Here is a 26252-nt window from a genome sequence, read left to right on the forward strand (position 1 = left end):
ATTACTTATTGAAATCTTATGGAAGGAATACTGAGTGCACAACAAATAGATCAATTCATTACCCAGGGCTTTATCCGCATCGATCACGCATTCTCTGGCCAAATTGCAGCCGAGGTAAGGGATATTTTATGGAGCGACCTCGGCCTCGACCGGTATGACCCTGCCACATGGACAAAACCCGTGATCAGACTCGGGATGTACGCACAGGAGCCATTCGTCACCTCTGCCAATACGCCGGTATTGCATGCTGCCTTCGATCAGTTAGTTGGGCCGAGCAAATGGCTCCCTTGTCGTAGTATGGGCACATTTCCGGTTCGTTTCCCGGTGGAGGAAGAACCCGGCGATACAGGCTGGCACGTCGACGCCAGCTTCCCGGGCGATGATCCGGCCAATTTTTGGGAATGGCGTGTCAATGTAAATTCGAAAGGCCGCGGGTTGCTGATGCTCTTCCTGTACTCGGACGTGGGCGAGCGCGATGCGCCTACGCGTATACGTATAGGTTCGCACGCGGACATCGCGCGTGCATTGCTGCCCGCAGGCGAGGCAGGACTGTCATTTATGGAGATTGCCGGCAAGCTGGATGCCATGCCCGAAAGGGAGATCGCAATGGCAACCGGCAAGGCGGGTACGGTTTACCTCTGCCACCCGTTCATCGTCCACGCGGCCCAAACACACCGCGGTGCTGAGCCGAAATTTATGGCACAGCCGCCGTTGTTGTTGCGGGAAGACTTGTCTCTTGACGGTATCTCGCCTGTCGAAAGGGCAATTAGAGTGGCATTTGGTTAGATGGAGGAAAGGGAGGAACCTCCATCCTCCCTTTCCTCCCCTTTATTCTACCACTCCGCCGCGCTACCGTCCTCATGTGTCCATAACGGGTTCTTCCAGTTATGGCCGATAGCTGCCATTTTCCGGACCTGCGCTTCGTCGACTTCGATGCCGAGGCCGGGGCCGGAGGGGATATTGACGAAGCCGTCTTGATAGTCAAATACCGTTCTGTCACTCAGGTAGTCCATCAGGTCACTGCCCTGGTTGTAGTGGATACCAAGGCTTTGTTCCTGAATGAATGCATTGTGGCAAGTCGCATCCACCTGTAAGCATGCGGCCAACGCAATAGGGCCGAGCGGGCAATGCGGCGCCGCGGCCACGTCGAACGCCTCGGCCATGGAAAGTATTTTCTTGCATTCGGTAATGCCGCCTGCGTGGGAGAGGTCGGGCTGAATAATGTCTGCATAGCCGTGCATGAGCAGATTTTTGAAATCCCAGCGGCTAAACATCCGCTCGCCCGTCGCGATAGGAATGGAAGTATGTGCGGCGATTTCACGTAAAGCCTCGTTATTCTCCGACAGCACTGGTTCTTCGATAAACATCGGCCGGAACGGTTCCAATTCTTTGGCAAGTACCTTGGCCATCGGCTTGTGCAGGCGTCCGTGAAAATCTACGCCTATTTCCAGTCCGTAACCTAGTTTCTCGCGGATCGATGCCACCCTTTTGATAGCCAGATCGATCTTTTCAAATGAATCGATGTACTGCATTTCATTGGTTGCATTCATTTTAATGGCTTTGAAACCGCGGTCGAAACATTCTTGCGCTGCTCCCGCCACTTCATCCGGCCTGTCGCCGCCGATCCAGGAATACACTTTGATCTTATCGCGGCATTTGCCACCGAGCAGTTGATAAACAGGAGCATTAAAGAACTTGCCTTTGATATCCCACAGCGCCTGGTCGATCCCCGCGATGGCGCTCATCAGGATCGGTCCGCCGCGGTAAAAGCCGCCCCGGTACATCGTATTCCAATGGCCTTCGATATCGAGCGGGTCTTTGCCGATGAGCGATTCCATGAGCTCGTGCACCGCTGCCGCCACTGTGGCAGCTTTGCCCTCGATCACCGGCTCGCCCCATCCGACAATGCCTTCATCGGTTTCAATTTTCAAAAACAACCATCTGGGAGGTACCTGGAACAGCTCGTAACTTCTGATTTTCATTCTATTTTTCTTTTACATTGTATAACCCTGCTAATTGGCTATAAATGTAAGGGAGGCATTTCTATATTTCGGCAATTTGAGATGCTGTTTCATACTTTTAAATGTCTCCATAGGCCCCTCTGCGGCAAATGCATTCACTGCCCAGGCCGGCAAATAGCCTCCCGGATCGGTATGCAGCATGTATTCTATGCGTACCTTCCCGGCGGCCGGCGTGAGTACCCAGCGACCTTTCGAATCACTGACCCTGACCACATTCTTTTTGACAGGCACCATGCCGGCCACAACGGGCCCGTCGATAGTGACCGCTTTTGTTACCGGATCTTGCCGGGTAACCAGGTGTGCCACAAAATCGCGGTTATCGAGCGGCCACGGCAGGCTTATTTCAGAATGATAATATAAATCAGTAGGGGAGACCCGTTTGAGAAGCGTGCACGACTTGGTCTTGTAAACCCAATGCGTGCCGGCCTCTACATCGAGCAGCAGCGCAACCATCTGCGAGAGCGATGCATCCACCACGCAATCTACCTTGATAGCCTTTATTTTCGATTCAGGAACCGCTGAGGAATAGATACGGATCTGCTCCTCGTCGGCGATGAGCTTCCATTTGGGTTGGGCTAATGCCGGCAGTGAGCATGCACCGATGAGGAATAATAGGATGAATTTTTGCATTTGTTGGATGAAGTATGGTTCAGTTGCCTGCTTTGTTTTTTAGTAGGACAACCTAACTTCTACAACCCCTGCGAAATGCATTAAATTCCATGCATACGGTTAATCAACGACGACCAACCGCTGCGGAAATTTCATGCCCTTGATTTCGATTTCATACTTACCGGGTTTGAGCTCCCGGTCGATTGGCGAGTAGAGTGTGATAGCAATGCGATTGGGCTCTTCGGCACGGCAACCGGTGAGACAGGCGCCATCAGCATAAATTCGTGCACTGCTCTTTCCATCTTCACTTTTGAAGGAAATCACGTCAATGCGTTCGTTATTATAAAGATTTTTAACCGGCAAGCTCATCTTCAAAACACCGGTTTTCCGCGAGAATGTAGTTTCCTCATAAATGTCCTGGGGCGCGAGCGGCCCGGTAGGGACAATATGCAGTACATAAGTAGCGGTTTTCGTCTGGTTACCGATGCGCAGTATAGGAGTTTCTGTCGGCTTAATACAGAAACAAAAAGCAGAAATATCGATCGTGCCGTCTGAAAGCAAACCAATAGCCTGCGCTCCTTCCGTCAATTTCATGACCGGTTTCAGGCCACCGTCCAGCACAGCCGGCATCCTGACGGTAATCACCGAATTGCGGGCATCAAAAGTCACGTTCTTGTCGGGTAAGCCCTCGAAAGAAATACTTTGGATCGCAGGCATATCGTCAACCGGCGCAGACGAATCTTTGCAGCCGAATAACAAAGTGCTGAAAATGGCAGAAGCTAGCAGGAGTTGTCTCATGGCAATGGCTGTTTATCTATTGCCAATATACAAAAATATCTATCAATGGTTACATTAGGTGAGGTCCCATTCTTTCCGGGGCTTGCGGGAAAGCAAACGGTTCGCTTCTTTGTCGCCGCTAAACTTTTCCTTCTTCGCATTCCACGTCAACTCCCGTTTCAACCGATAGGAAATCAGTCCCAAATGCATTGGAATGGTCATTTCGCGCGCATAGGCGAGGTTGGACTCCGGTTGCTTGCGAGATTTGACGCAGTCGAGGAAGTTCTGCTGATGCCCGGGCGAGCGCGGATTGGTAATGGGCACGGAAGCAATGTCATTCATCTTCTCGCCGTTGATCGTCAGCTCGCGGGTGTTGTAATCGCAAATGAGCGTGCCCTTATCGCCTTCAAAGAATGCCCCGATGCCGCGGTCGGCCGCGCCGGGCACGTCGGGTGGGTTGGACGACCAATACACTTTCAAACCATCAAATTCATAGTCGACGTCGAGCGTTTTGGGCGCGTCGGCGATGCCTTCGTAGGCGGTGCCCCGTGCGTTGATTTTCGTCAGGCCGGTCGGATGGATCGCCGAATACATCACGTCGGCAATATGGCACCAGAAATCCGCAAACTCACCGCCCGAGTAGTCGAGGAAATAGCGATAAGTGAAGTGGCATTTCTCGGGAATATACTCGGTAAACGGCGCAGGGCCAAGCCACATGTCCCAATTCAAGGTTTTGGGAACCGGCTGCACCGTAGGCGAACCCAACTCTTTGGTACTTGGCTTCTTCCACAGCCGCACCGTATGGACCTTGCCAATCGAACCTGACTGAATCAGCTCCACAACCCGGTGGAAATTGTCGCCCGCATGGATCTGGTTACCCATCTGGAAGATCCGGTCATGCTTTTCTAGCTGTTTGAGCATCATTTTGCCTTCTTTCAAACAGTATGAAAGCGGTTTTTCGCCATACACATCCTTTCCCGCCTGAAACGCCAGCGTGGCGATCTGCGCATGCCAGTGATCGGGCGTTGCCACGGTAATGGCGTCGATATCCTTCCTTTCGAGAATGCGCCGGAAATCACCGTAAGTATCCACCTTGATACCCGGCTTCATCGCTTCCAGCCGCTGCTTTGTCTCGCCCAGATGCAGCTCATCTACATCGCAAAGCGCAACGATCTCCGCATCGGGCAGATCGGCAAACCACTTCATATGGTTATTCCCCATCCCACCCAAGCCGATGTGCGCTATGCGCACGCGATCGCTCGGCGCAGCACGCGTGATCAAATTTGGTAAAACGGTAAGACCGAGGGTAGTAAGCCCGGCTGTTTTAAGGAATTCGCGGCGGTTGGTGGATTGGGGCATGATGATTGGTTTAGGAAGTTGGTGGCAATAAAAGGTGTGGGTGGGGGAATGTTACTGGTTTTTGGAAGGAAAGGGAGGGGAGGAAGGGAACTGCGCACTAAATTGCCGTTCAACCAATGCGGATCCAACTGTAAAATAACTTCCTCCTCCCTTTCCTCCATTCTCCTTCCTCCCTTAAAATCACATCGAAAACGAAACCCCCTCTAAAACCGCCGCCTCATACTTCTCTTTTACAAACCGGTACAGATACGGCGATTTGTTCGCGGCTCCGACGCGCTTTTCGTCCAGGCGTTCGAGGATGTCGTAGCTCATAAGCAGTTTTTGAAAGTTGCGGCGGTCGAATTGGCGGTCGAGGATGGTTTCGTATAGCCTTTGAAGCTCGGGCATGGTGAATTTCTCGGGAAGAAGATTGTAGCCTATCGGATGGTTCCGGGTGCGCTGGCGGAGGGCCTTCAATGCACGTTCGATCATTTCATTGTGGTCGAACAGCAGGTTCGGGACGTCGGCGAGCGACCACCAGCGGCATTCGTCTGTGAACCAGTCGGGTGTAGGCTGCACCTGGGCGAATTCTACGAGCGCGAAATAGCCGATGGATACGACGCGCCGGAAGATAATACCTTCGAAAAAGCCTTTTCCGAAGGTTACTTCCAGTTTTTGAAGCAGTTCTTTTTCCGGATGATAAACGTAGCGGTTCACATTGCCGAATGTATAGAACTGTTGCAGGTAAACATCGTTCAAACCGGTGCGCTGGGTGAGAATGCGGTTGGCGGCATCGTCGGCGGATTCGTCGAGCAGGATATGCCCGCCCGGCAGACTCCATTCGTCGGTGCCTTTCCAACGTAGCAACAGCACTTTCAACTCCCCTTCATGAAAGCCGAACACAGTGCAGTCGAGCGAAACCTCCTTCAACGTCTTGTCAAAAAACTCCTTCAAATTGTGCTCCATCGGTAATAGGCTGACAATGAGAAAAATTTTCAATGCGTAAATTTTACACAAAGAAAATTTTCTTTATCATTGTATCAATATTTTGGGTTGATAAAATTCAATTTTTTATGAAATACTTGCCATTGTCGTGTCAGGAGCGGAGTCGGAGGCATTGTACATAGTGCCTTGACCGCTCAGCGGCCCGGTCCGTTCAGGCTGACAGCAACGATACACATTCAGTTTTTCCACATAACAAACCTAACTAACAACATCTGCTTCATGAACAAAACCATTACACTTTTCTCCATTCTGCTTTGGGCTACGTTCGCTCACGCGCAGGTGCCTGAGGAAAACCGGTTCCGGAAGGTCGTCCTCACAGAAAACCTCAACGAGCCATTAGAACTGACAGTACTTCCCGACGAGCGCGTATTGTTTATCGAGCGGCACGGGGCGGTGAAGTTGTATAGTCCGGTTTCCAAAAAGACGACGGTGATCGCCACTATACCCGTCAGCACGAAGTATAGCGACGATTCCGAGGCCGAGGACGGTCTTTTGGGTGTCAATATCGACCCCGGTTTTGCGAAAAACCATTGGATTTACTTCTATTATTCACCTGCCGGCAGCACGCCGGAAAACATTCTGGCGCGGTACGAGTTGAAGGGTAATGTACTCGATCTGGCTTCCAAAAAAGTAGTCCTGCGCATTCCCGTGCAGCGCGACAATTGTTGTCACACCGGCGGCTCGATCGACTGGGACGCACAAGGCAATCTTTACCTTTCCACAGGCGACAACACCAGCCCAAGGGCGTCGGACGGGTATGCGCCCATCGACGAGCGTCCGGGCCGCAGCCCGTTCGATGCCCAAAAATCCTCCTCGAATACGGCCGATTTGCGTGGAAAGATCATCCGCATTCGTCCCGAGGCGGATGGTAGCTATACGATTCCGGAGGGTAACCTGTTTCCAAAGAATGCGACGGGTTCCTATGACTCCAAAACGAGGCCGGAGATTTATACGATGGGCCATCGCAATCCCTACCGCATTTCGGTGGATAAAAAGAATGGCTACCTCTACTGGGGCGATGTGGGGCCGGATGCGGGCAAGGATTCGACCGGCCTCGGGCCCGCGGCGGAGGACGAATTCGGGCAGGCGCGTAAGGCCGGTAATTACGGCTGGCCCTATTTCGTGGGCGATAACAAGGCTTACTGGGATTTCAATTTCGAGACAAAGCACTCGGGCGAGAAATTCAACCCGGAAAAACCGATCAACAATTCACCGAACAATACCGGTTTGACGGACCTGCCGCCCGCGCAAAAAGCGCTGATCTGGTACACGGCTGCCGAAACCAAGCGTTTTCCACTGCTCGGTTCGGGCGGGCGTAGCGCGATGGCGGGTCCGGTCTATTATGCCGAGCATTTCAAGGACGCAAAACGGGCATTTCCGGCCTACTACGATAAGAAACTGTTCGTCTACGAATGGATGCGCGACTGGATCATGGCTGTAACACTTAGTCCGAAAGGTGATTATGTCAAAATGGAACGCTTCCTGCCGAACCTGAAACTGGAACATCCGATTGATATGGCATTCGGGCCGAATGGGGATTTGTACATACTCGAATACGGTCAGGGCTGGTTTATGGGTAACCCGGAGTCGAAACTGGTGCGGATCGAGTACAATGGCGGCAACCGTAAGCCCGCGGTGATGGCTTCGGTAGATAAGAAGGCTGGCGCGGTGCCTTTCAAGGTACAGTTTTCATCTGCCGGGACCGAAGATTTTGATAAAGATACCTTGCAATATCAATGGAAAATTACCGCTGCCGACGGCGCCGCACCGGTCGTTTTGAATGAACCAAATCCTGCATTTACATTCAAAAAGAAGGGTATCTACAAAGTTTTGCTCACAGTAACCGATTCCAAGGGACTGAAAGACGCGCAAACCCTGACCGTGCAGGCAGGAAACGAGCCGCCACAGGTTTCGCTCGAACTGACGGGTGGTAACAAGACCTTTTTCTTTCCTGATAAACCCCTTCGTTACAAAGTAAACGTGACTGACAAGGAGGATGGAAGCTTGGAGAAAAACACTATCATGGCCTCAAAAGTGATGATTACAGCGGCCTACCAGGATGCAGAGGATAAGCTGGCGGCCAATGCGGGCGGCCACCAGGAAGCCCCCGTAACTTTTATGGCCGGGAAGACATTGATCGAAAAAAGCGATTGCAAAGCCTGCCATTTTACGGATAAAAAATCAATTGGCCCGGCATTTATCGACGTCGCAACCAAATACAAAGCGGACGGTAATGCGGTGGCTTCGCTTTCCGACAAGATCATCAAGGGCGGCGCGGGTGTTTGGGGTGAAACGGCGATGTCGGCACACCCGTCGATAGGGTTACCGGAAGCGGGGCAGATGGTGAAGTATATTCTGAGCCTGGCCACTCAAAAACAGGCCCCGCAAATGCTGCAACCTGCCGGGGAGGTGATCGCCAAAATCCCGGACGGTGGCGATGCCGGCAAGGGCATTTATAAGTTCAGAGCCAGCTACACCGACGAAGGTGCTAACGGAATGCCTTCCCAAACGACCGAAGAAACGCTCGTTTTGAAGAGCCCGACATTGCTTTTCGGCAATGCCGACGATGCTTCGAAAAACATCATGCGCTTCAAAATGGGTGAAAACAACCTGTTGATTGTCACGCAGCCTAATACCCAGGCCATTTTCAAAGGTATTGACCTGACCGACATTACCGCGCTCGATATGGTCGTGGCCGCGCCGAAGGATCAGCTCAATGCACAGGGCGGCATCGTGGAAGTACACGACGGCTCGCCCGACGGTGCGTTGCTGGGTAAAACCGAGTGGATCCCGCCCACTGACGACGCCAGTGCATTTACTTCCAAAACTCCGCCCAAGCCATTCCACGTGCCCATCTCTCCTCAAAGCGGTACCCGTGACCTGTATTTTGTTTTCAAAAACGACAATGCGAAAGGTGCCTTGTTTGTCCCGTTCTCGGTCACATTTATTTCGAAATGATTCTCAATTCTAACTAATCTACTCATGAACAATTCACGTCGTCAATTTTTGGGGCAGCTGGGCTTTGCTACCGCCGGGCTCGGTTTCGTTTCGATCGATTCATTAACAGCCGCACCGGCGGCCAGATTCAATTTCAGCATTTCCCTGGCCGAGTTCTCCTTTGCTTCCGAGCTTTTCAGCGGCAAAATGACCAATATGGATTTTCCCGCCCGCGCGAAGAACGATTACGACATTACGATACTTGAATACGTTTCCGGTTTTTTCAATAACAAACATAAGGACCAGACTTACCTGAACGAGCTGAAAAAACGCTGCGACGATCTGGGCATGAAAAACCATCTCATTATGGTCGACGGTGAAAACCTGACAGCATTAGACGATGCGGCACGCGCAAAGGCCGTCGAGGCACACTACCCGTGGGTGGATGCCGCGAAATTCCTCGGCTGCACGGCAATCCGCGTAAACCTGGGCGACGCGATGGCCATGATGTCGGGTAAAAAAGAAGAAGGCACGCCTGCTCAACTTGCAACGGCGGCGGTAGATGGCTATGGAAAGCTGCTCGAATACGCCGGCAAAGCGGGTTTGAACGTGATTGTCGAGAACCATTTCGGTGTTTCCACCGATCCTGACTGGCTTGTAAGTGTGATGAAGCAGCTAAAAGCGCCTAACAAAGGCCTGTTGCCCGATTTTGGTAACTTCTGCGCCGAAAGAAGCAAGCCGGAAACGCAGGATATCAAAGGTATTATGGCCACGAAATGCGTGAAAGAACATGAAAAATACGAGGGTGTGCGCAAAATGATGCCCTATGCCAAAGGTATCAGCGCCAAAACGCACCAGTTCGATGCGAATGGCAACGATCCTGAGACAGATTTTATCAAAATGTTCAAGATCATTAAAGAGTCCGGCTGGAACAACGGCATCGTCGGCATTGAATATGAAGGGGGTTTGATGCGCGACATGGGTGGTGACATGACGAAACCTACGAACGACGAGGGGATCCGGCAGACGAAAGCGTTGTTGGAAAAGGTGTTGGAGGAGTTGGGGTAGGGCAGCGGGTAACGTTTGTCACTTGTAGTCAGGCATCGTCAGGTAATCATTTATGCCAAACGAGCAGGGCACGACCATCCCGCTAAGCCTAGCTGATACAACGAAAGTTATCATTCAGGTGTCATTCCGGTTACAAAAAATAACTGAAAGTCTATGAGACACCTGTACACAATCATAATTGCCATCCTGCCCGTGTTCGCATATGGGCAGGATGTCGCGCGAAAGGGCCATTTTGAATACAGGGCGTTCGCAGGCAAGCAACTTTGGGGGAAATAGATCCTACTCCATGAAAGCGATCACATGCCCGTCCGGATCAGCGATGTAAAACTCCGCTCCATAAGGCATCTGCCGGAGCGGCTGGACGATTTTAATGTCCTTGACACTTATTTCTTCAAAGAGTGTGGCAAGATTGTCAACTAAAAAAATCAAGTCAAGGTTTTCGTTGGGCATTTGCACATGCTTTTGTTCCGGAGCATCGGTGTCCTTTTTTAGATGAATAGCATGCCCGTCCTTTTCAATACCCGCATAAAAATCTTCATAGCGAAATGCCAGCGTGAAGCCTAATCGCTGTACATAAAAAGAAATAGCGTGTTCCAGGTCAAATACCAGTAGCTGTGGGGTGATTTGTTTGATGTTGAATGCCATGGCAGTATTTGTAGAATATAATTTGTGAGCATACCCGGATTTGATGCGGTTGTATATTTCATATTATTTAATGAAAAAATATAAAATATCCGCATTTCTAATGTAATAAATATCTACATTTAAGTGTCAGTAGGTTACAAATAAATCCTGCATAGCCATGAAATTGTTTCCCTTCTCTATTACATTGATTATCACATTGCAAACCTTTGTGTACGGTCAGTCGACGGATAGGTTCCCGCGGTGGCATTTTGGCGCGGTGGCGGGGCCAAACTTCACAATTTACGTACCGAAAACTGCCGGTTTCGATGCGGTTCCAGGCGTTATGACAGGCGTCGACCTCGGCTATCGTCTGCAAACTTCTCCCAAAGGATGGTCATTACATTTACAACCGTATTTCTTGGGATCCAGAACTTCCACTGAATTTGGTACCAGAGGAACCGCGTCTTATTCCAAAACAAAATCCAAAACCAGGGCCATCTATTTGCCGCTGTTGGTCAGGTACACCATTACGGGTGGCAAAGTCCGTCCTTTTGCGGAAATCGGCACTGTTTGGAATGTATGGAACCGTTGGTATTTCAAAAGTACGTTTTGTGACAATGCCGGATGTTACGACATCGGCGGCGATTGGGAGACCGTTTCTAGCAAAGAACGAAGGTTTTCAGCGTTGGTAAGCGCAGGGGTGCAGGTTGATGTCGGAAAGGTAACCATTCCTATTACCGTCCGGGTGCTGCAATTGTTAAAGAAAAAGGAAACTTTTTATGAGCCATTCTCAGGCTCGGAATACACTATTCCGACGGTAAGAACAATTCAGGTGACGACAGGGATTACCTTCTGAAGGCACCTTCGCACAATCCTTTCGACTCGACCGCCGACTCCTTACCGTCGGCGGTCGTTTTGCATTACCCCGAAAAAATCTGCATTTTTTTCGGTTATCCCAATCAGTAAATCAGACATTATAAAATACTGGCAATCACGCCAATCAAATTCCGTCGCTCCGACACAAAAGGTATCGAATAGTGCAATTTTTTAAAATAATAGATCAATTGACCGCGTGTCCTCCCTGCCTTTCCTGTCTTATTACTAAAAGCCTGTTTTAGCAGTATACCCATTTGTATTTAAAGTTTACCAATGCTTTCATCGCCGGGTTCGGAGTATAATGAGAAAGGGGCTTCCTGGGAAACAAGCGGGGAGGAACAAAAGGAGGGAGGCCGGGTCGCGGACGACCGGGTCGCCGACGACCGCGAGCTTTTTATCCGTAAGACATTCGAGCAAAGCCCCGAGGAGGGCTGTGCATTGCTTTTTAGGCTGTATTACAGTCCGTTGTGTTCCTATGCGGTGCGATTTTTGTATTCCAAAGACGCCGCTGCGGACCTGGTTTCGGAGATGTTTTATGCTTTCTGGAAAAACCGGTCGTACGAATCCGTGAAGTCGTCTTACCGGGCTTATCTTTTCAAGTCGGTGCAAAACCGGGCTTATAACTTCCTCGCCAGCGAGCTCAAAAACACCGATTCATTCGAGCTGATGCCGCATTACGACGTCGCCTCGTCCGAGCGGCCGGAGGCGTTGATGTATTTCGAAGAGCTGGCGGGCCGTATCGATTACCTCGTGGCGCAGCTGCCACCGCAATGCCAGAAGGTATTCATGCTCAACCGTTTCGAAAATAAAAAGATACAAGAGATCGCCACGGAGATGAACCTGTCGAGCCGGACGGTCGAAGGGCATATCAGCAAGGCATTGAGCGCATTACGGCAGGGCTTGCAAGGCCATTGGTCGTGGTTGCTCGCCCTCGCGTCGGTTTTTAGCTGAGCATTCACTTCTGAAACATCCTTAACACAATTCGATATTTAAAAACACTGATATGAACACATTGTCAGTAAACAAAGCACTCCTGTTCCAATATTTCGCCGGCCATGCAAGCCCGGCGCAAAAACGGCTGATCGCCGGATGGCTGACCCATGCCGAAAACCAGGAATTGTACTTCCAATGGCTCGCCGAATGGCAGTCACAGTCGCCGCAGTTCCTGCCTGACGGCGAGGAACGCTACGAAGCTTATGTGCGCTACATGCGCGAAAACCGAACTGTCGGACCACGAACTGTCGGACCACGAACTGTCGGACCATCGAATGTGGGGGAAGAGGTTCAGCTCGCGGATGTGAAGGCGGACCGGACGGGCCGTCGCAACTGGTTGATAGCCGCGGCATCTGTGCTTGTGCTTGGTATGTCGGCCTGGATAGGCCGCGACCAGATTCTGTACAAAACCTACGCGACTGATTTTGGCGAGACACGTTCGGTTGAGCTGTCTGACGGCACGAAAGTCATACTAAATGCCAACACCTCGATGCAGGTCCCGCGGTTTGGTTTTGGAGAAGACACCCGCGAAGTGAAACTAAATGGAGAGGCGTTTTTTAATGTAACCCACACCATCGATAACAAGCGGTTTATGGTTAAAACCGACGATAGTTTCGAGGTTATGGTGCTGGGCACGGAGTTTTCGGTGTACACGCGGCAGAAAGGCGGAAAGGTTTTGCTGAAAAAGGGCAAGGTACACGTGCTGTTTTCTGAGGGCCAACAGAGAAAAGAGCTGGTGATGAAGCCGGGCGACCTGGTTACAATGGAGAAATCGGCGAAAAAGCCCGTCGTAAAACCTAACGCCGATACTCAGAAACTGACTGCCTGGACGGGTAACCGCTTTATTTTCGACAAAACACCCCTGTCGGAAGTGGCCAGCCAGTTGCAAGAGCATTACGGTATCAAAGTGGAGATCAAAGACAACCGTTTTGCTAACCGTACCGTGAGCGGCACATTCCAGCCCGAGAGCGGGGAGGAGCTGCTGTCGTTGCTTTCCGAGCTGTTCAATTTCCGCCTGGCGCGTGACGGCGAGGCATACCTGATTTTGCAGAAATAAAGACCTTTTATATCCCTATCCAGATCCCCGTATGAAACAAAGATCATTACTGTCATTTGTTTGCTGTGGCCTGATGCTAACCGCGGCGCCGCCTTTGGACGCCCAGGTGCTGGCCTTCAACGCGCATAAAAACCGCATGCTCCCGCCGGAACAGACCACCAACCAGGTGAAGTTGCTCGACGTGCTTTTGCAACTCAAAAAATATTATAATGCCGATATTCTCTTCGAAGAGAGCCAAATGAGTGGCATTACTGTCCCGGATTTTGTGTTCGACAAAAACGTGTCGGCAGAAAAGAACATGGAGGCATTGCTGAAATCGACAAACCTGACTTTGAAGAAAGTCCGGAAGAACGCCTACATGATTTTGCCGAGGAGGATCGAGACTTCGGCTATCGGCGGCAGGCCATCGGTAGGGGAAATGCAGGTATTGGCTGGAAACCGCGCGTTGGTAGCGGAAATCAAGGTAAGCGGTACCGTAACGGATGCCGGCGGGGACGGTCTTCCCGGCGTGAACGTGCTGGTGAAGGGTACTATTAACGGTACCAATACGGACGTGAATGGGAGGTATGAGCTCGATGTGCCTTCCGCTGAATCGGTGCTCGTTTTTACTTCAATCGGCTTTAAGAAACAGGAGCTAACCGTTGGCCAGCGCTCGGTACTGGATGTAAAAATGGCGGTTGAGACCCAAACCCTGGACGAAGTGGTAGTAACTGCCCTGGGGATCAAAAAGGAGAAGAAGGCATTGGGTTACGCCATTTCCGAGGTAAAGGGCGAAGACCTTACGCAGGCGCGATCGACCAACATTGCGAACAGCCTCGTGGGTAAAGTGGCCGGTCTGAACATTTCCAGCACTGCCACAGGCCCAAGCGGCTCGTCGCGTATAGTGATCAGGGGTAATGGCTCTATTTCGGGCAATAACCAGCCGTTGATCATCGTAGACGGTATTCCTATTAATAATGATAACCTCGGTTCGGTCGCCATTGGTGCCAACCGCGAAGGCTCCTGGACCGGTTCCGACCGTGGTGACGGTATTTCCAGTTTAAATCCCGATGAAATTGAGAGCATCAGCGTGTTGAAAGGTGCTACCGCAGCCGCATTGTACGGCTCCCGGGCTTCCAACGGCGCTATTTTGGTGACAACCAAGGGCGGGAAAGCCGATAAGGGCATCGGTGTGGAGGTGAACAGTAACTTCTTGGCCGAGGATCTGTTGTTCAAATCATACAAAGATTATCAATATGAATACGGCCTGGGCAGCAACGGTGTGAAACCTACAACCGTGGCCGAAACCGCCACGCGAAACAGCTGGGGTGGTCGCCTGGATGGCAGCAATTCGATGAACTACGACGGCACGCAGCGCCCGTACGTGGCAGCTAAGGACAATTTGCGCAAGTTTTACGATGTCGGAACTACATTTACCAACTCCATCGCATTGACTGGCGCTACCGAAAAGGTAACCTATCGTCTTTCGATGAACGACCTGAACAACAAGGGCGTGCTGCCAAACAATACCCTTCGCCGGAACAATTTCGCATTGAATACAAATGGTAACCTCGGCAAACGGATTTCGTTCGTAGCAAATGCGAAATACATTATCGAGAAAAACCATAACCGGCCCCGCGTAAACGACTCGCCGGGGAACACCAACTTTGCGATGTACGTGCTTCCGACGTCTCTCGATGTGGATGTGCTCAAAAACGCCCAGTTCGATGCGAATGGGAATGAAAAGGTTTGGTCGGATAATCAATACACTCAAAACCCTTATTTCGCGACAGGGCAGTACCAGCAAGATGACAACAAAAAGCGTGTAATCGCTTCTTTCGAACCCAAATACACGGTTAACGACTGGCTGTACGTGAAGGGCCGCATTGGTTTTGACAATTTCAATTACCGCTACAAAAGTATCGAGCCTTACGGAACAGGTTATGTACTGAGGGGAAGCTACACGTCGTCGCTGCGCGAATTTACCGAAACCAACAAGGAGCTTTTGGTAGGCATCAACCGGAAAATTGGCGAGAAGTTTGCATTCAATGGTCTTTTCGGCGGTAATATGATGAAGCAGGTGACCAACCTCAACGAGGTTTCGGCCAACAACAGCTTTAATATCCCGTTCTTCTACGACGTTTCCAATATCGATCCGGCGGCGCGCACGGTTACCGAAGCTTACATTGAGAAACGCATTAACTCGGTTTACGGCTCGGCGGAGTTTTCGTACAACAACTATCTTTTCGTAACGGCCACGGCACGCAACGATTGGTTTTCGACGCTTGCGAAAGGCAAAAACAGCATTTTCTATCCGTCGTTCGGTGTGAGTTTTGTGGCTTCGGAAGCTTTGAAGATGCCTTCGGTGATCAATTACCTCAAATTTCGCGGATCGTGGGCGCAGGCGGGAGGCGATACGGACCCTTACAACTTGTCGCTGTATTACTCGCTCAGCGGCGCGCACTTGGGTTCTGCATTGGCGCAGATCAACGGTACACGTGTACCAAACGGCGGTTTGCAGCCGCTAACTTCCACTGTGTCTGAATTGGGTTTAGAGGCTAAATTGTTCAATAATATTCTTAATGTAGATCTCGCAGTTTACGATCGTAAAACGACCGACGATATAGTAAGCGCCACTATTTCAGAAACATCTGGTTACACGAGTGCATTGTTCAACGTAGGTGCGATCCGCAATCGGGGTGTCGAACTTTTGCTGGGCGCTACCATTGTGAACGGCAAGCAGTTCACCTGGGATGCCTCTTTCAATATGGGTTACAATGCCAGCGAGGTGCTGAGCCTGTACGACGACCTGCAAACGCTGCGTGTGGATCAATCACGGCCGGGTTCGGCGTTCATCCACCAGGACGTGGGCAAACCTTACAGCCAGATCAAAGGTTACGATTTCAAACGCGATGCGAACGGTAATGTCGTGTACAACTCCCAGGGGTTGGCCATGGCGGGTAATATCAAGACTTTCGGCTCGGGCGTGTCGCCTTACACATTGGGCTTGAACAACACGTTCAATTACAAAGGCATTAGTTTGAGCGTGCTCGTGGATGGTAAATTCGGAGGCTACATTTATTCGGGGACGAATGCACTGGCCTATCGTTTTGGTTTGCACGAGGCTACATTGGTCGGCCGCGAAGGGGGCGTGACCGGCGAAGGTGTTACGGAGGCGGGTGAGCCAAATACCGCTAAGGCGCCCGCGCAAGCCTATTACAGCAACTGGTACTCGGCTATTGCCACGCCGTTTGTTTACAAATCGGATTTTATCAAACTACGTCAGATCATCCTGCAATACACCATTCCCGGCCGTTTTCTGGGCAAGCTGCCATTCAAGGGCGCGTCGGTTTCCATTGTGGGGCGCAACCTGGCGGTACTCATGAAAAAAGTGCCGGTGATTGATCCGGAAGCGACCTATAATAACGGCAATGCACAGGGCGTGGAGTTTGCCGGCACGCCGCCGACGCGCTCTTATGGTGTTAACCTGAACCTGAAATTCTGATCCTTCAAAAAGAGAAATCATGCTTAAAAAATTAACCATATGTCTTGCATTAATCGCCGGTGCGGGCGCTTGTACCAAGGATTTTGAGAAAATAAATGTGAACCCGAACGCACCAAGCAATGTGCCGGTAGACTACCTGCTCGGGCAGTCTCAACTGCTGCTGACAGGCTCGGCCAGCGGCCCGGCATCTAAGGCATGGCGCGCGAACTTCGGATATGCGGCTTGCCTGATACAGCAGATGTCGTCCATCGATGCGACATTTTACAAAGGCAGTTTTTATACGTTTCTGGGCGAGATCAACTCCGCGTTTTTCGATAACTCCTACACCTTTGCCGTCAAAAGCATGGTAAACCTGATCGAGGTGGCCAAGCAGGACCCCAAGAACGTGAATGTGCTCTCGATGGCGCGCATTATCAAGGTCATGGAATTCTCGCGCACGACCGACTTGTATGGGGACATCCCGTATTTTGAGGCAGGAAAAGGCTTTATCGACGGCAATTTTTCACCAAAATACGATGCGCAGCAGGCCATTTACATGGATATGCTGAAAGAACTCGAAGAGGCCGGTAAGGCATTTGATGCAGCGCAATACACTCCCAAAGCGGCGGACTATATCTACGGCGGCGACCTCGACAAATGGAAACGCGCAGCGAACACGCTCATGCTGCGTCTCGCGATGCGCATTCAAAAGGCAGATCCGGCCAGTGCGCAGCTTTGGGCGAGAAAGGCGATCGACGGTGGACTGATTACGGGAAATACAGAAACCATTGCCGTGAAATTCGCCAACACCGGCGCGGAGATCAACTCTAACCCGAACTCATGGATACTCGGCCCAAGCGGCTCCAATGTAACCAATATCCCCAATGCGGGCGTACAATGGGCCAAGACGCTGATCGATATGATGAAAGAGCGTCAGGACCCACGTCTGTCCGTTATTTCGATGATCAAAGGAGGGGACAACAGCGTAGCGAAGCAACGTGGCCTGCCCAACGCCACCGATGCGACTGCCCTTTCCGCATTGGACGAAAAGAACCTCGATAACTATTCCCGTCCCGCAACAGGCGTGATCGGTATCGCACTGCCGTGGATTTACATGAGCTACGCCGAAGCGCAGCTGCTCAAAGCGGAGGCGATAGAACGTGGGTGGGCTACCGGCAATGCAAAGGCTGCATTCCAGGAAGGGCAATCGGCCGCATTGGCACAGATGTCGTGGGCGAATGCGACTATTTCCCCTGCGGATATCACCGCCTATGCGACCAAAAACCCGTATCCGGAAGCAGGAACGCTCGCCGCAAAAATGAATGCGATCCACACGGAGGTATATTTGCTGTCGGCCAGCACTTTTAACCATATCGAAGGCTATGCCAACTGGCGCAGAACGGGTTATCCGGTGCTGACGCCTGTCAATTACCTGGGCAACGACACCAATGGCCAGATACCGCGTCGACTGCGTTACCCGCTTAGCGAAGAGGGCATTAACCCGAACTTCAAAACGGCGATCGACAGGCAGGGGCCCGATGTGTTCATGACGCGTATCTGGTGGGACAAATAATCGCACAAGATGGAAAATTCACGCAGGAACTTTATCAGAAACGGCGCGGTAGCGGCCTCTGCCGCGCTTTCGAGCTCACTCGTGGGATTGGGAGCACACGCCGCTGCCGTTACAACGGCCCGGGCGGCGGCATATGCGCAGGATGGCGGCATGCAGTTCTGCCTCGCACACTTTTTCGGCATCGATCCGAACCGCATCGCGCTTTCGAAGCAAATGAATGTGCTGGGCGCGGTAGGAGGGATCAATCCCCAGAGCGTCGGCCTTACCAACATCAAAAACTGGGAATATGAGGCTATTGTGGCTGTGCGCGATTTCTGGAAAAAGGAAGGGATCACTTATCGGGTTATCGAAGGGCCGCCGTCATTATACGAAAAAACCAAGCTGGGGCTCGACGGCAAAGACGAGGAAATAGAGACTTTTATTAAGTTTATCCAAAACCTTTCGAAAGCCGGAATCGATACGGTTTGCTACAACTGGATGCCGGTCATCAGCTGGGCAAGGACCAAACTTGACAAGCCCTCACGCGGAGGGGCGCTCGTAAGCACGTTCGACTATGAGGACGTGAAGGACAAACCGCTTACCAAATACGGCGACTTTACCCACGAAACGATGTGGAAGAACCTCGAATACTTCCTCAAAGCTGTGGTGCCGGAAGCCGAAAAAGTGGGCGTGAAGCTTGCGTTACACCCCGACGACCCGCCGGTGGATAAAATCCAGGGCATACCAAGGATTATGACCTCCGCCAATGCGTTCAAACGGCTCATCGAAATCGTACCCAGCCCGAGTAACGGTATTACGTTATGCCAGGGCACGTTCGCGACCATGGGCGAGGATATTCCCTCGGTGATCAAGTACTTCGGTAGCCGCAAAAAGATCCACTTCGTACATTTTCGCGACGTCCGTGGCAATAAAAATAACTTTGAAGAAACCTTCCACGACGACGGTAAAACCGACATGTACGAAGCCATGAAAACCTATTATGAGGTAGGGTTCCGCGGCCCGATGCGTCCGGACCACGTGCCTACCGTAGTAGGCGACAGCAACGAACACGCCGGTTACAGCAACTACGGCGCATTGTTCGCAATAGGTTATATGCGCGGGTTGGTAGAGTCGGTAGCCAAGGCGCATTCAAAATTCACGCATTAATGCAACGCTAACCACCCCAAAATCTGTCAATACCTGCGAAATGTGACTACCACTAAATATCGCAGCCATGAAAACATTTGTTACCACCGTTTTTGCAATACTTTTATTTCTATTCGTGTGTATAGAGCGCCGTAGCACGAAAGGGACCATCAACCCGATCATTGGCGACATTAGTTTCGAGAAAAAATACGGAACCGCTCCGGATGCCGATACCGACGATAACCTCCGCATTGCCGCACATCTTGAATATGCGGAAAAAGAATTGAGAATGCGCGATGTGTCAAAATTGTCGGTCGAAATGCGTAGTAAACGATTGCATATGCTCGATCTTTTGCATGAATACCGGACTGCCGGAGTTTTTCCGAAAAACTATGAACTTAAGGAACGTAAACCTTGCTTCATCGATCAGAACGGCACCATTTGCGCCGTGGGTTATCTGGTCGAACAAACAGCCGGAAGGGCGGCAGCGGAGGATATTAACAGCCGCCACAAATACGCGACGATATTTGAAATGAAGGACGTCAAAGTAGACGAATGGATCGCGGAAAGCGGGTTGAGCAAGGAAGAATGCGCAATGATTCAGCCGCAATACTCGCCGGGAGGCGCTCAAAATGTTAATAATGTGAAACCGGCATATGCCATTTCCTCAACGTTGCTGATGGGCGTGAACGTCGCCTCTACGACCGTGAACGGCATTCAAATCGCCACAGGATCAATGCGTGGAGGTGCTCCCGCGCTCGGCATCATAGGAGGCACAGGCCAGATCACTTTGGGCATAATTGGGTTCAAAAAGAAAATAGACGGCGGCGGAATGCTGCGCACTACGGGTTACGGCAGCAGTTCACAGCGCGGCGTTTCGATGGTGAATATGGCCCTCGGGTCACTCACAGTCGGAATGAGCATCTGGAACATTGTCTCCAACAAAAAAGCAATCGAAAAACGCGCAGCCTGGGATTTGCGCAGCTTCCCGGAGGCGAACGGAAAATCGGGCGTGGCGTTGAGTTTTACACGCAAGTTCTGAAATGCATTATTGCCACTTCACCAAAAGCTCCTTGAATGCATCCTTGTAAAGATCGCCGACCGGAATGTCCACGCTGCCGATGTGTACGGCACTTTTGCTGATGGAATCCACTTTGCCGACGGCCACTATGAACGACCGGTGAATGCGGATGAATTTAGCTGAGGGCAGCTTTTCCTCAATGGCCTTGAGACTGCTGTGCGAAATCACCGGGCTGCCAACAGCCTGGTGGATTTTGACATAATCCTTGAACGATTCGATGAAAAGGATCGAATCGAAATCAATCCGCACCAGCTTGTAATCCGATTTGACGAACAGATAGTTTTCGCTCGAATCCAGTTCCGGCTCGCTGGATCCCTCGCGAAGATTTTCGAAGTATTTTTTACCCTTCATGGCCGTCGCCAGGAACTGGTTATAACCGAATGGTTTGAGCAAATAACCCAGTGCATCGACCTCATAGCCCTGCACCGCAAACTGGTTGTAGGCCGTCGTGAACACGATCCGCGTTTTAGTATCCGGGTTCTGGCTGAGCACTTTTGCCAATTCCATACCGGTTAGTTCAGGCATTTGAATATCCAGGTAAACCAGATGGATGTTTTCCTTTGTAATTACTTGCAGCGCGTCCAGTGCATTGATGTACCTGCCGTGCAAATGCAAAAACGGCGTTTGCTCCACAAATGAGCTCACAAGGCCCAATGCGAGCGGTTCATCGTCAACGGTAATGCAATTCAGGGTCATATTGGGTTAGGTTTACGCCAGGTTGATGGTCAGGTCTACGGTGTAAGTATTCGCGCTTTCGTCGGTTTGGATTTCCAGCCGGTGTTTCCCGGGGTACAACAGGTCGAGGCGTCGGCGTGTATTGGCGAGGCCTATCCCGCCGCTTTCCACACCCGCCACGTTTTGTACGGGGAAAATATGGTTTTCTACGTGAAGCTTTAATTCACCGTTCGATAACCCGGCATTAATCCCGATTTCGGATTGCTGCGAGGCATTTATGCCGTGCTTGAATGCATTTTCGATGAATGGGAGCAGCAGCATCGGCGCGATGGGGTAGTCGGGGACCGGCTCGTCGCGGGTGTACTGCACATTGCTGCTGCTTTGCACGCGCAGTTTCATGAGCTCTATGTAATCGTCGATAAATGCGAACTCGCGGCTGAGCGGGGCCACGTCCTGTTGCGTTTCGTAGAGCAGATAGCGCATCATACGTGAGAGCGTGAGCGTCGCCTCGCGCGACTCCTCGACGTTGGTGTAAGACAGCGCGTATATATTATTGAGAGTATTGAAAAAGAAATGCGGGTTGATTTGTGCCTTCAACAGCGCCAGCTCGGAGGTAATATTCTGCTTTTCAACGGTGTCGCGCAAACGTGCATCCGCCTGCCAGCGCTGGATCACAGCCATGCTCGTACTCACACCTATTACGAGAAGCGTAGTCATCAATAGAATCCCGTCGATCAGATGCCGCGGCTTCGGCCCACCGCGATGCCTCGGGCGTGGCATTATGTGTTCCATATGCCGGCGTATTTCCAGTTGCTGATCAGCCAGTTTGCTCACTACCAGCATTAATATGACCAATGCAACGACCCAAAGAATGAACACGAAAATCCTGTTTTCCAGCAGGTAACGTGGTACCAGGTAATGCGCGTTGAAATAGAACAGCGCTGCCAGCAGCCCGAAGTTCAGGAATTGTTTTACCCAAAATACGGCAGGCAGACTCACGCTCCAAGACAATGGCTGGTAAAACACGAGCACAAAGCCGAGCAAAGCCCACGCAAGCAAATGCATCGCGACCACTACGCCGCCTTTTGTGTTTTCTCTGGTCATCGGTGTAAAAATAGCAGGGAAATAGCGGTATTTGTTCACGCCGGGTCGTTGTTTCGACGTATCGAGGTTTTTGCCGGTTAAACGGGCACTCTTTGACGACAGGTCGTCGCGGTTGCGGAAATGCCGAGATTACCGGCCGGTTTATCGGCTAAAACGGGCCATTCAGCTACACTTTCAGGCTCTCCGTCCATCCGGCTTTTATTCGCGGTTCACATCGATTCTCTTTGTATTGTGTTGTTCCGGACGGGCAGTCCCGGAAGCAACAGAGAGACCCGCTGAATGATCCATTGAAAAGCAAGAATGTATGCTCAAATTCCTGAATAAAATCATTTTTGATCCGAACGACTTTCGCTCGGTGATTGCGGCGTGCATTGCGGGCAACAGTCAGGCACAGCATATTTTGTTTAAAAAGTACTTTGGTTATGCCAAAAGCATTTGCCTTAGGTATACCTATTCGCCGGAAGAGGCCGAGGAAGTGCTCAATGAAGGTTTTTTCAAGGTTTTCAATAACCTGGAAAGATATGACCCCCAGCAGCCGTTCAAGGCGTGGTTGCGGACGGTGATGGTCAACAATGCAATCAGCTATTTCAGAAGAAACAAAAAGCATTACGCTGCGCGGGCGGCTTTCGATGAAATCCCCGAGCCAGGCATTGCCGACGACGCTGTTTCGGCCATTACCGCAGGTGAAATTATGCAGCTTATTCACGAGCTGAAACCGATCTACAAAACGGTATTCCTCATGTACGCCGTAGACGGATACAGTCACAAGGAAATCGCTGCAATGCTCGAAATCAACGAGGCTACCGTCCGCTCGCAGTACGCACGTGCAAGGGCGCAATTGCAAGAGGCGGTCACCGCGCATTACCCCGAGCTCGCCGGCCAGTATGCGATGCTGTCGTTTTAAAGGCCCCTATTTACCCATCCAGACTTTGAAATCGTGGGCACGTTCGCGACTGACGATTGTTTCCTTGTCCAGCGCCGGATGCAGTGTGAGCGCGAGGCGGTGATTATAGTAGGGCTGCATTTGCACTACGGCCTGGTGCGTCACGATCAAAGCCCGGTTGACCCGGAAAAAGCGCTCCGGGTCGAGGAATTCCTCCAATTCATCCATTTTGTAATCCACTACAAACTTCTGTCCCTGATGGTTTTTGAAAAAGGTCAACCCGTTGTCGATATAGAAATAGGCTATTTCAGAAGTCTCGATCGATAGCAGGCGCGCCCCCTGTTTGACCAGGAACCTTTTGCGGTATTCGGGCACCGGCGATTGCAAATGCAGGCTTTTTAAAATGGCTTCCAGGTTGACCTGCGGCGATGCTGCCGGGACCGCTTTGCCTGCGGCGGTAAGGTCATAATATTTACGGACGGCGCGTTGGAGGTCCTCCTGCTGAACCGGTTTCAGCAAGTAGTCGATGCTGTTGACTTTGAATGCCTGTAAAGCATATTCGTCGTAGGAAGTGGTGAAAATCACCGTGCTTTTGATCCGGACCCTGTTGAATATCTCGAAGCTCTGACCATCGGCGAGCTCTATATCCAGGAAAATAATGTCCGGCTCCGGCTGGCCGCTCGTGCGGTTTTCGGTGATCCATTCCACGGTGGCGGCAATGCTCGGCGTAATGCCGCGCACTTCGAACTCCGGCGCGGTTTCTTCCAGTAATTTGGTCAGCTTGCGCACGGCCAGTTTTTCATCCTCTACAATTAATATATTCATGCATTTGTGGTTTTCAGGGTGATCAGCGGCAGGGTAACTTTGAAAAAATGCCCACTGTCGTCAATCACAGGCATACGATCGGAGAGTAGCTCGTATTTGGCCATGATGTTGGCCAGCCCCAGGCGCGTCGATCTGACGGGCGTCGATTTGTTCAGGCGATTGTTACTGATTTCGAGCAAATCTTCCCCAACTGAACGGATTGATACGCGTAACGGATTGGATTCCAGGATACTGTTATGCTTGACAGCGTTTTCCAGCAGCAGCTGCAACGTAAGCGGGGGTATTTTTTTATCAAGATCTTTCTCATTCACCTCGATCACGAGATCGAAGCCGGTATCGTAACGTGTGCGCAACAGGTGGTAATAGGAACGGACAAAGTGCATTTCAGCGGAAAGCGTAGTCAACTCGTTCTGGTTTGTTTGAAGCAGGTAGCGGTAGACTCTGGCCATTTCATCAACAAACTGCTCGGCGCGCTTAGGCTCGTCGGCGATTAATGCGGAAAGCGTGTTCAGGCTGTTGAACAAGAAATGTGGGTTAACCTGACTTTTCAGGCTCTGCAACTGTCCCTGCATTCCGGCACGTTTGATAGCCTCCTTGTTGATTTGCAGGGCTTTCCATTCATTTGATGAATAATTGATTTCATAAAGGCCTGTCAGCAAAAGCACCGCCACAAACTCGAATAGATAGACGTTGAGCATCATCCGGGCGTCGAGCTGGGCTTCAAATGGCCTGAAATGCATGATAAAGAGCATGTAAGCGGTCACGAAAGCGAATGTCAGGGTCCAGAATGCAAGGGCCGTAAGCGCGCTTCGTTTGACCGATGAATCGAAGGACGGGTATTTTTGAGCGATGTACCGCGCCGCCCAGTCATGCGGGACGAATGCGATGATCGTCATCAGGAAGATCATCAGCGTTCCGCCTGTGAAGTTGTAAATGCTGCTCAAATAAGGGTCTCCGATAAGCAGATAACTGATCGTGGGCACAAACCAGGGCACCAGCAATGCGAAAATCCACCTGCCGAAAAGGCTCAGCCAGATTTGTCGGCCGATTCCACTATATATAAGGGTAGGGGTCATATGAATATCAAAGGCAGGATGATCGAAAATTCGTGTTCGCTTTCTTTCAAATGGACGGCACCTGCGCGGTTGAAAAGGAATTTATACCTGTTTATCAAAACATGGACCCCCGGTGTTTCGAGCGGCATTGTGATCACCTTCGGCTGGCGGTTGTGCCGGAATTCCAGCTGACCTGTCTCCGTCGTAGCGATGCTGATATGCAGCGGGCGGGTGGGGGATACCATATTGTAATGGATCGCGTGGTCGATCAGTATCTGGAAGGTCAGCGGCACCATTTGCCCGCAAAGGAATACCTCGCCGACGTTGAGTGTAATGCGTACCCCGCTTTCGAACCGTGTTTCGAGCAGGTAAATGTAAGATTTGACAAAGCGAAGCTCCGAATCGAGCGTCACCAGAATATTTTCTTTATCGGGGCCATTCACACTCAGCTGGTAACGGTACACCTTCGACATTTCATCCACGAATTTTTCGGCAGTTGCCGGTGCATCCGCAATCAGCACTGAAAGTGAGTTGAGGCAATTGAAAAGAAAATGGGGGTTAACCTGCTGTTTGACGGCTTCCAGTTCGGTCTGCAACTGTTTTTCCTGCATTTGTTCGACCTCGGTCTGGTTGGTTCGCCACTGCCTGAACGCATAGGCCAGCTCACTAAGCCCGGCCCCGATGAGCGAGCCGCTTAAAATGAAGAAACTAACGCGCAGCGCCCAGAACAGGTCGAAGCCCGCGCCGGTCAGGCCAATTTGTTGATACACAGGCAATGCAACCCAGAAAAAGGCCACATTCACAACCCCATAAACCCCGAACCACAGCGCTACGCGGTAAATGGACTGATTGGTATCGGGCAGGAGTTTGGTAATCTTAGGCGAAAGTGCGGTATCAATCCTGTATGCAGCCCCTATTACACCGATATTGACGATGCTTCCGGCGAGGAACAGACGGGTATCTGCAAAGTAGCGCTCCTGCCAAAGCCCCAGACCGGCCAGCAATGTAGCTGCGGATAGTATCAGTGCCGATGAGGTGAGGCTCACCTGCTTTAGGCCGATTTTTGCCAGGTAACTTTCAAGGATCATTTACACGCATTTTCATTTCATACAAAAATAAAGCGGGTACGGTCCAATCGGAAACCGGGTAGGGTTAAACGTCGT

Annotated in this window: 22 protein-coding genes; 11 read left to right on the forward strand and 11 right to left on the reverse strand. The window is 51.2% G+C overall.

The window, feature by feature from the left end; genetic code table 11:
• Positions 1–18: 18 nt before the first annotated feature.
• Positions 19–786, forward strand: coding sequence for a phytanoyl-CoA dioxygenase family protein (locus tag IEY24_RS04765; RefSeq protein WP_188929160.1), 768 nt, complete (start codon positions 19–21; stop codon positions 784–786).
• A 47-nt stretch (positions 787–833) separates the two neighbouring features.
• On the opposite strand, the gene dgoD is transcribed toward IEY24_RS04765, so the two are convergent.
• The 5 genes from dgoD to IEY24_RS04790 form a co-directional block, all read right to left on the reverse strand.
• Positions 834–1982: a galactonate dehydratase gene (dgoD, locus tag IEY24_RS04770; RefSeq protein ID WP_188929162.1), complete on the reverse strand. Its 1149-nt coding sequence runs from the start codon at positions 1980–1982 to the stop codon at positions 834–836.
• Positions 1983–2012: 30 nt separating this feature from the next.
• Positions 2013–2651: an START domain-containing protein gene (locus IEY24_RS04775; protein ID WP_188929165.1), complete on the reverse strand. Its 639-nt coding sequence runs from the start codon at positions 2649–2651 to the stop codon at positions 2013–2015.
• Positions 2652–2750: 99 nt separating this feature from the next.
• Positions 2751–3428, reverse strand: a complete 678-nt coding sequence (locus IEY24_RS04780) for a hypothetical protein (protein WP_188929166.1) — start codon at positions 3426–3428, stop codon at positions 2751–2753.
• Between the two features lie 54 nt (positions 3429–3482).
• Positions 3483–4766: a Gfo/Idh/MocA family protein gene (locus IEY24_RS04785; protein ID WP_188929168.1), complete on the reverse strand. Its 1284-nt coding sequence runs from the start codon at positions 4764–4766 to the stop codon at positions 3483–3485.
• 180 nt (positions 4767–4946) lie between these two features.
• The gene (locus tag IEY24_RS04790) at positions 4947–5711 is read right to left on the reverse strand and encodes an NUDIX hydrolase (RefSeq protein WP_188929170.1); all 765 of its coding nucleotides are present in this window, start codon (positions 5709–5711) and stop codon (positions 4947–4949) included.
• A 258-nt stretch (positions 5712–5969) separates the two neighbouring features.
• On the opposite strand from IEY24_RS04790, the gene IEY24_RS04795 reads away from it, so the two are divergent.
• Complete coding sequence (locus tag IEY24_RS04795; RefSeq protein ID WP_188929172.1) at positions 5970–8708, forward strand: PQQ-dependent sugar dehydrogenase; 2739 nt, start codon at positions 5970–5972, stop codon at positions 8706–8708.
• Between the two features lie 24 nt (positions 8709–8732).
• Positions 8733–9755, forward strand: a complete 1023-nt coding sequence (locus IEY24_RS04800) for a sugar phosphate isomerase/epimerase family protein (protein ID WP_188929175.1) — start codon at positions 8733–8735, stop codon at positions 9753–9755.
• A 279-nt stretch (positions 9756–10034) separates the two neighbouring features.
• Here IEY24_RS04800 and IEY24_RS04805 read toward each other — a convergent pair whose 3' ends face one another.
• Positions 10035–10400, reverse strand: coding sequence for a VOC family protein (locus IEY24_RS04805; RefSeq protein WP_188929177.1), 366 nt, complete (start codon positions 10398–10400; stop codon positions 10035–10037).
• Positions 10401–10557: 157 nt separating this feature from the next.
• Between IEY24_RS04805 and IEY24_RS04810 the strand changes: the two genes are divergently transcribed.
• The 7 genes from IEY24_RS04810 (at position 10558) to IEY24_RS04840 (ending at position 20508) form a co-directional block, all read left to right on the forward strand.
• Entirely contained in the window at positions 10558–11235 is a 678-nt protein-coding gene (locus IEY24_RS04810) for an outer membrane beta-barrel protein (RefSeq protein ID WP_188929179.1), read from the forward strand.
• A gap of 293 nt (positions 11236–11528) precedes the next feature.
• Positions 11529–12206 (forward strand): RNA polymerase sigma-70 factor, encoded by a 678-nt coding sequence (locus IEY24_RS04815; protein WP_188929181.1) that lies wholly within the window; start codon positions 11529–11531, stop codon positions 12204–12206.
• 52 nt (positions 12207–12258) lie between these two features.
• Positions 12259–13305 carry a FecR family protein gene (locus IEY24_RS04820; protein ID WP_188929183.1) on the forward strand — a complete coding sequence of 349 codons (1047 nt, stop codon included), beginning with the start codon at positions 12259–12261 and terminating at the stop codon, positions 13303–13305.
• 31 nt (positions 13306–13336) lie between these two features.
• Positions 13337–16789: a SusC/RagA family TonB-linked outer membrane protein gene (locus IEY24_RS04825; RefSeq protein WP_229221393.1), complete on the forward strand. Its 3453-nt coding sequence runs from the start codon at positions 13337–13339 to the stop codon at positions 16787–16789.
• A 19-nt stretch (positions 16790–16808) separates the two neighbouring features.
• Positions 16809–18341 (forward strand): SusD/RagB family nutrient-binding outer membrane lipoprotein, encoded by a 1533-nt coding sequence (locus IEY24_RS04830; RefSeq protein WP_188929185.1) that lies wholly within the window; start codon positions 16809–16811, stop codon positions 18339–18341.
• A gap of 9 nt (positions 18342–18350) precedes the next feature.
• The gene (locus tag IEY24_RS04835) at positions 18351–19487 is read left to right on the forward strand and encodes a mannonate dehydratase (protein WP_188929187.1); all 1137 of its coding nucleotides are present in this window, start codon (positions 18351–18353) and stop codon (positions 19485–19487) included.
• A gap of 67 nt (positions 19488–19554) precedes the next feature.
• Positions 19555–20508: a hypothetical protein gene (locus IEY24_RS04840; protein WP_188929189.1), complete on the forward strand. Its 954-nt coding sequence runs from the start codon at positions 19555–19557 to the stop codon at positions 20506–20508.
• 6 nt (positions 20509–20514) lie between these two features.
• Here IEY24_RS04840 and IEY24_RS04845 read toward each other — a convergent pair whose 3' ends face one another.
• Together IEY24_RS04845 and IEY24_RS04850 are read right to left on the reverse strand one after the other, a co-directional pair.
• Positions 20515–21243, reverse strand: a complete 729-nt coding sequence (locus IEY24_RS04845; RefSeq protein WP_188929191.1) for a LytR/AlgR family response regulator transcription factor — start codon at positions 21241–21243, stop codon at positions 20515–20517.
• Between the two features lie 12 nt (positions 21244–21255).
• A complete protein-coding gene (locus IEY24_RS04850; protein ID WP_229221394.1) occupies positions 21256–22365 on the reverse strand; it encodes a sensor histidine kinase in 1110 nt (369 codons plus the stop codon).
• A gap of 265 nt (positions 22366–22630) precedes the next feature.
• Between IEY24_RS04850 and IEY24_RS04855 the strand changes: the two genes are divergently transcribed.
• Positions 22631–23230 carry an RNA polymerase sigma factor gene (locus IEY24_RS04855; protein WP_188929193.1) on the forward strand — a complete coding sequence of 200 codons (600 nt, stop codon included), beginning with the start codon at positions 22631–22633 and terminating at the stop codon, positions 23228–23230.
• Between the two features lie 6 nt (positions 23231–23236).
• Here IEY24_RS04855 and IEY24_RS04860 read toward each other — a convergent pair whose 3' ends face one another.
• The 3 genes from IEY24_RS04860 to IEY24_RS04870 are packed head-to-tail and all read right to left on the reverse strand — an operon-like array spanning position 23237 to position 26177.
• A complete protein-coding gene (locus IEY24_RS04860; RefSeq protein WP_188929195.1) occupies positions 23237–24034 on the reverse strand; it encodes a LytR/AlgR family response regulator transcription factor in 798 nt (265 codons plus the stop codon).
• On the reverse strand, positions 24031–25110 hold the full coding sequence (locus IEY24_RS04865; protein WP_188929197.1) for a sensor histidine kinase: 1080 nt from the start codon (positions 25108–25110) through the stop codon (positions 24031–24033). The genes IEY24_RS04860 and IEY24_RS04865 overlap by 4 nt, the downstream gene beginning before the upstream one ends.
• Complete coding sequence (locus IEY24_RS04870; RefSeq protein WP_188929199.1) at positions 25107–26177, reverse strand: sensor histidine kinase; 1071 nt, start codon at positions 26175–26177, stop codon at positions 25107–25109. Before IEY24_RS04870 ends, IEY24_RS04865 begins: the two co-directional genes overlap by 4 nt.
• Between the last annotated feature and the right edge of the window lie 75 nt (positions 26178–26252).

The sequence above is a fragment of the Dyadobacter endophyticus genome (assembly GCF_014641595.1).
Lineage (GTDB): Bacteria > Bacteroidota > Bacteroidia > Cytophagales > Spirosomataceae > Dyadobacter > Dyadobacter endophyticus.